This is a genomic window from Nocardia sp. NPDC060220 (assembly GCF_042727815.1).
Classification (GTDB): Bacteria; Actinomycetota; Actinomycetes; order Mycobacteriales; family Mycobacteriaceae; genus Nocardia.
This window is the reverse complement of sequence record NZ_JBHWZY010001071.1, coordinates 1-2,047: the sequence shown is the minus strand read 5'-3', so window position 1 is coordinate 2,047 and position 2,047 is coordinate 1. Positions and strand designations below refer to the sequence as shown.

At 66.4% G+C, this 2,047-nt stretch carries 3 protein-coding genes; all 3 read right to left on the bottom strand.

Going from position 1 to position 2,047, the window contains the following annotated elements:
- Positions 1-48 precede the first annotated feature (48 nt).
- Complete coding sequence (locus ACFWF3_RS33715) at positions 49-243, bottom strand: ferredoxin (RefSeq protein WP_379318026.1); 195 nt, start codon at positions 241-243, stop codon at positions 49-51.
- Between the two features lie 66 nt (positions 244-309).
- Entirely contained in the window at positions 310-1,146 is an 837-nt protein-coding gene (locus ACFWF3_RS33710) for a mycofactocin-coupled SDR family oxidoreductase (RefSeq protein ID WP_379297333.1), read from the bottom strand.
- Between the two features lie 30 nt (positions 1,147-1,176).
- On the bottom strand, positions 1,177-2,047 hold an 871-nt coding region (locus ACFWF3_RS33705), incomplete at its 5' end, for a cytochrome P450 (RefSeq protein WP_379318024.1).

Below are 2,047 nucleotides of genomic sequence, written 5' to 3'. Positions count from 1 at the left end.
GCCTCCGTGGGAGGCGGGTTTCTGCATTCGACCTTCTCGGACGCGGAGCTAGCTCTCGCCCAACGCGATCGCCATCGTCGGGCAGGCCGACGCCGCCGAGCGAACCTCCGATTCGGTGGCACCACCCGGATATTCGTCGACCACCACGGCCAGGTCGTCGGCGTTCACCTCGAACACCGTCGGCGCGATACCCGCGCACAGGGCATGGCCCTCACATTTGGTCCCGTCGACCGACACCCTCATGACCGTTCTCCGCCTTCGTTGTTTCTCGGGGTCGCGCCGACCACCACAGTCGGCGCGACGGGGTGATTACTTGAGCATTCCGCCCGCGTCGATCGGCAGGGGCACACCGGTGACGTAGCGAGCCTCGTCGGAGGCCAGATACAGCACCGCGTTGCTGACATCCTCGGGCTCGATCCAGGCCACCGGCAGGGTGTGGAACAACCGGGCGATCGGCTCGAGGTCGGCGGGGCCGGGGCTCTCCAGATCCGGGCGGAACAGCTTGTAGGTGCCCTCGTTCATCACCATGGGCGTGTTCACGTGCGTCGGGTGGACCGAGTTCACCCGGATGGAGTGCTGCGCCAGTTCCACCGCGAAGGTCCGCATGAGTCCGACGACACCGTGCTTGGCCGCGACATAGTGGCCGATGTTGGGGTAGGCCTTGAGCCCGCCCACCGAGCTCGTCAGGATCACCGAGCCGCCGCGCTCACCGGCGATCACATGCGGCACAGCGGCTTTCACCGATTTCCAGACGCCGCCGAGGTTGACGTCGATCATGTCGTCCCACAGGTTCTCCTGCAGATCGACCAGCGCGCCGCCCTCGTTGCCGATCCCGGCGTTGGCGACGATGATGTCGAGCCTGCCCAGTTCGGCGACCGCCCCGTCGACCGCGACCTTGAGCCCGTCGTAGTCGCGGACATCGACCTCGGCGGTGACCACGCGACGGCCCTGTGCCCGGATGAGGTCGGCGGTGGTCGCCAGATCCTCCGGGGTCGACATCGCGAACGGCACGTTGTCGAGTTGTTTACAGACATCGATCGCGATGATGTCGGCGCCTTCCTGCGCCAATCGCAGTGCGTGGCTGCGGCCTTGCCCGCGCGCCGCTCCGGTGATGAACGCGACCTTGCCTTCGACCCGTCCGGTCATGATTACCTACCTCTGTCGTTGTTGTCGTGGTCAGGATTGGGGAGTGAAGCGGATGTGCAGTTCGCTGAGCCCACGCAGCAGGAAGGTGGGTTCGTACTCGTAGGTGCGCGCGTCGACCGGACCGTGCTTGTCCGCGTCGATCTCGATGTCGAGCAGCCGGTCCAGGATCCGTTCGATCGAGACCCGACCCTCGACCCGCGCGAGCGGGCCGCCCGGGCAGGTGTGCACGCCGCGACCGAATGCGATGTGCTCACGGAAGTTGTCGCGGTCGAGGCGGAACTCGTGCGGGTCCTCGAATCGGCGCGGATCGCGATTGGCCGCACCGGGGCAGAACATCACCAGGCCGCCGGCCGGGATATCGACCTCACCGACGGTGGTCGCGCGGCGGGCGAGCCGGAACCCGCTCTTGACCGGTGCGTCCATCCGCAGGGTTTCCTCGATGAAGTTCGGGATCAAGGTGCGGTCCTCGCGCAATCGCTGCTGCACGTCGGGGTGATCGCCCATGAACCGCACCGCCGCACCCAGCACCTTGGCCGTGGTCTCCTGCCCCGCGGCGAACAAGAAGGTCGCCGACCGCGCCACATCGAGGACCTCCGGTATGGTGCCGTCCGGATACTTCGCCAGCGCCAGCGACGTCAGCACGTCGTCGCGTGGCTCGTTGCGGCGATCGGTGATGTAGGAAACGAATTTCTCGTCCAGCCAGGCCAACGGGTTGCTCGAGAGAGCTTCGTTGTCGATCGCACCGGGTCGGGCACCCGGCTGGGGCGCGCCGAGCACGACACGGAATTGCTGGTGATCGACTTCGGGAACGCCGAGCATATCCGCGACGACCAAGAGCGCGAACGGCTTGGCGTACTGGGAAAGGAATTCACACTGGCCGGCCTCGACGAATTCGTTGAGC

Excerpts from the sequence above, each read along its gene's own strand:
- ACFWF3_RS33715 (WP_379318026.1), bottom strand. The coding sequence starts at position 243 with ATGAGGGTGTCGGTCGACGGGACCAAATGTGAGGGCCATGCCCTGTGC.
- ACFWF3_RS33710 (WP_379297333.1), bottom strand. The coding sequence starts at position 1,146 with ATGACCGGACGGGTCGAAGGCAAGGTCGCGTTCATCACCGGAGCGGCG.